The organism is Variovorax sp. P1_H12_2 (assembly GCF_056405335.1).
Window position 1 is genome coordinate 1 of record NZ_JBFUCI010000548.1, and the last position, 3,525, is coordinate 3,525.

A 3,525-nucleotide genomic window follows, 5' to 3' on the forward strand; every position below is an offset into this window, starting at 1 on the left:
GGCACCGGCAGCGTCGCCAGCGTGTGGATCGCGCGGTGCAGCGGGGGAATCGTGCGGTCGAGCAGGCCGGACAGGTCGCCGCCCGCAGCCACGAAGTCGGCGATGTCGCCGCCGGCGCAGAATTGCCGGCCGCGGGCCCGCAGCAGCACGGCGCGCACGCCCGTGTCGGTGGCCAGCCGCTCGATGCAGTCGACCAGCGCGCGACCGGTCTCGAGGTCGAGCACGTTGGCCCGTTCGGGGCGATTGAGCGTGAGCAGTGCGACGGCGCCTTCACGCTCCAGCAGTACGGAGTCGGACATCCAGAACCTCTTTGAACGCAGCAGCGCCGCGACGATGGCCGAGCGTAGGCAAGGCCCTGCCCTGCGTCTTGTGCCAACTCGCTGCGACTTCGGCCTTTCGAGGGTTCACCCGAGGGCGAAGCCCTTGCGGCCGGTGCGTATTGCCTGACAATCACGTCAACAATTCCGGGTCTTTTCCCCCATGCCCCAAGCGCGCGAAGCCGCATGAACACCGCCCTCAAGACCGCCGCACCCAGGACGCCCGCCCGCACCCGGCCGGCGCCCGAAACGCCCCATCCCCGCAGCACGCCCGACCGCGTGGCCGACGCGATCAGCAAGGGCATCCTGATGCGGCGCTTCACGGTGGGCCAGCGGCTGGTCGAGGCCGATCTCACGCGCGACCTCGGCGTCAGCCGCAGCACCGTGCGCGAGGCCCTGCGCATCCTGGCGTCGAGCGGCGTGGTCGATCTCACGCCGCACCGCGGCGCGGTGATCCGCTCGCTCACGCGCGAGGACGCGGCCAGCCTGCTCGGCGTGCTGGAAGTGCTATCGGGCCTGGCCGCGCGGCTGGCCGCCGCCCACATCCACCGCGAAGGCAATGCCAAGCGCTTCGAGGCCGCGGCGCAGAAGCTGATCAGCGCCCGCACGCCCGAGGCGCTCGACCGCGTGCTCGACGAACGTGCCAACTACTACAAGGTGATGTTCGAGATCGCCGACAGCAGCGAGCTGGACCGCGTGCTGCCGCAGGCGCGGGCGCACCTGTTCCGCGCCCAGTTCTATCACTCGCTGACCACCGCCGACCTGAAGGCGATGGTGGCCGAGTACCGCGCCATCACCGAAGCCATTCTCGAGGGCGACGAGGCCAAGGCCGAAAGCCGCATGCGGCGGCACCTCCAGAAGAGCGGCGAGCGCACGCTGCCGCGGATGAGCAGCTTCTCGCTGGCATGAAACACCCCCGACGCGCCTGCGGCGCCCCGAGTCGCTGCCAGAGGCAGCGGCTCTTCGGGTCCGTCCAAGCCTGCGCAGGCAGGCTTGGAGCCGCGGACCTCAGCCCCTCAAGGGGCGATACCAGCGGCCCGGCAAAGCCGGTTCCGCGGTATCCCTGGTATCGGGCTGCCCCGTCCCTAGTGGCCCTGCCAGACCGCCGCGCGCTTCTGCGCAAAGGCGGTCGCGCCCTCGCGCGCATCCGAGGAGCTGTTGACCGCTCGCGCCACCGGTCGCTGGCGCTCGAACATCTCGTCGTCGGTCCAGGTGCGCGAAGCGTCCACGATCCGCTTGCTGGCCGCGACCGCGAGCGGCGCGTTGGCGTCGATGCGCCGCGCCAGTTCGAGCGCCGCATCGAGCGCGCCGCCGTTCTCCACCAGCCGGTTGACCAGCCCGCAGGCGGCCGCCTGCTCGGCCGTGATCGGGTCGCCGATGATCGCCATCTCCATCGCGAGGTTGCGCGAAACGCGGTGCGGCAGCCGCATCAGGCCGCCCGACGAGGCGACCAGCCCGCGCTTGACCTCGGGCAGGCCGAAACTGGCGCCGCGCGCCGCCACGATCAGGTCGCAGGCCAGCGCGATCTCGAAGCCGCCGGCGACCGCATGGCCCTCGACCGCCGCGATCAGCGGCTTGGCGCGCGGCGCCTCGCACATGCCGGCGAAGCCCCTGCCCTCGACGATCGGCTCGTCGCCGCCGGCCGCGAAGGCCTTCAGGTCCATGCCGGCGCAGAAGGAGCCGCCGGCGCCGGTCAGGATGCCCACGTGCAGTTCGGGCCGTGCATCGAGTTCCGACAGCGCCGCCGCCAGCGCGACCGCCACTTCCTTGTTGATCGCATTGCGCACCGCCGGACGGTTGATCGTGATGACCTGGACGCTGCCCCGCACCTCGACGAGCACGACCGGTGGATTCACAACACCTCCCTGGTGGACGCCCGCAGCTTGCCGACGATGCCGCTCGGGAAGAAATAGACCGACAGCACGAAGACGGTGCCGAACCACAGCAGCCAGCGGTCGGGGTGGAACAGCGCCGCCAGCAGCGGCACCCCGCCGAGCGAGCCGCTCATGCCGCCCATCAGGCTCTGCAGGTAGTTCTCGGCCACCACGAACAGCGCCACGCCGACCACCGCGCCGTAGACCGTGCCGAGCCCGCCGATCACCGCCATCAGCAGGATGTTGAGCATCACGTTGAAGCCGACCGTGGTCTGCGGCCCGACATAGCGCAGCCACAGCGCCATCAGGATGCCGGCGCAGGTGGCCAGCGCGGCGGCCAGGCAGTTGACCGCCACGCGGTAGTAGAGCGTGCGGTAGCCGATCGCCTCGGCCCGGAACTCGTTCTCTCGGATGGCTTCCAGCACGCGGCCGAAGCGCGAGTTGACCACCCGCAGCATCAGCAGGAACAGCAGCACGGCGCTAGCGAAGACGAGGTAGTAGGCCAGCACCTTGCCGTTGACCGTGGTGCCGAGGATGTCGTTCTCGAACAGGCGGAAGCCCGGCGTCAGCGACTCGGGCAGCTTGAAGGTGCGGCCGTCGTCGCCGCCGGTCAGGCCGCTCATGCGGGTCACCAGGGCGCCGAAGGCGGCGGCCACCGCCAGCGTCATCATCGTGTAGAAGATCGCCTTGACCCGCAGCGACACCAGCGCGATCAGGAAGGACAGCAGCAGCGACACGCCGAGCCCCGACAGCGCGCCGACCAGCATCGCGCTCCAGGTCGGCCCGAGCTTGTACATCGCGATCGCGACGCCGTAGGCCCCGATGCCGTAGAACATCGCGTGCGCGAACGAGACCACGCCGCAGTAGCCCAGCAGCAGGTCGAAGGACGCCACGAGGACCACGAAGACGCAGATGGTCGCCGCCACGTTGAGCGAGCGCGCGCCCGAGAACAGGAAGGGCGCGGTGGCGAGGTAGGCCACCACCAGCACCAAGAGCGCCGTGAGCCAGCGGCTGCGCGGCAGGTCACCCGAGAGGATCGTGTTGAACATGGCGCCCGCCTAGTGCTTGTTGACCGGATAGAGGCCCTGCGGCCGCCACAGCAGCACCGCCATCATCACGAGGATGTTGGAGACCAGCGCCATGTCGGGCAGCAGGAAGCTCACGTAGTTGGTACTGAGCGCGATCAGCATCGCGCCGGCGAAGCAGCCGGTGACCGAGCCGAGACCGCCGATGATCACGATGATCAGCATCTGCACCAGCACCTCGGCGCCGATCGCGACCGTGAACTGCTCGCGGTAGAAGCCCCACATCACGCCACCCAGGCCGGCCAGCGC

5 protein-coding genes are annotated in these 3,525 nt (G+C 70.1%); 1 reads left to right on the plus strand and 4 read right to left on the minus strand.

The window, feature by feature from the left end; all coding sequences use genetic code 11:
• On the minus strand, nt 1-299 hold a 299-nt coding region (locus tag AC1D2K_RS32030), incomplete at its 3' end, for an enoyl-CoA hydratase/isomerase family protein (protein ID WP_478094134.1).
• Nucleotides 300-503: 204 nt separating this feature from the next.
• Here AC1D2K_RS32030 and AC1D2K_RS32035 point away from each other — a divergent pair.
• A complete protein-coding gene (locus AC1D2K_RS32035; RefSeq protein ID WP_478094135.1) occupies nt 504-1,226 on the plus strand; it encodes a GntR family transcriptional regulator in 723 nt (240 codons plus the stop codon).
• 176 nt (nt 1,227-1,402) lie between these two features.
• On the opposite strand, the gene AC1D2K_RS32040 is transcribed toward AC1D2K_RS32035, so the two are convergent.
• The 3 genes from AC1D2K_RS32040 to AC1D2K_RS32050 form a co-directional block, all read right to left on the minus strand.
• On the minus strand, nt 1,403-2,173 hold the full coding sequence (locus AC1D2K_RS32040; protein ID WP_478094136.1) for a crotonase/enoyl-CoA hydratase family protein: 771 nt from the start codon (nt 2,171-2,173) through the stop codon (nt 1,403-1,405).
• Nucleotides 2,170-3,240, minus strand: coding sequence for a branched-chain amino acid ABC transporter permease (locus AC1D2K_RS32045; RefSeq protein ID WP_478094138.1), 1,071 nt, complete (start codon nt 3,238-3,240; stop codon nt 2,170-2,172). The genes AC1D2K_RS32040 and AC1D2K_RS32045 overlap by 4 nt, the downstream gene beginning before the upstream one ends.
• A 9-nt stretch (nt 3,241-3,249) precedes the next feature.
• The coding region (locus AC1D2K_RS32050; RefSeq protein WP_478094140.1) for an ABC transporter permease subunit at nt 3,250-3,525 on the minus strand (276 nt) is incomplete at its 5' end.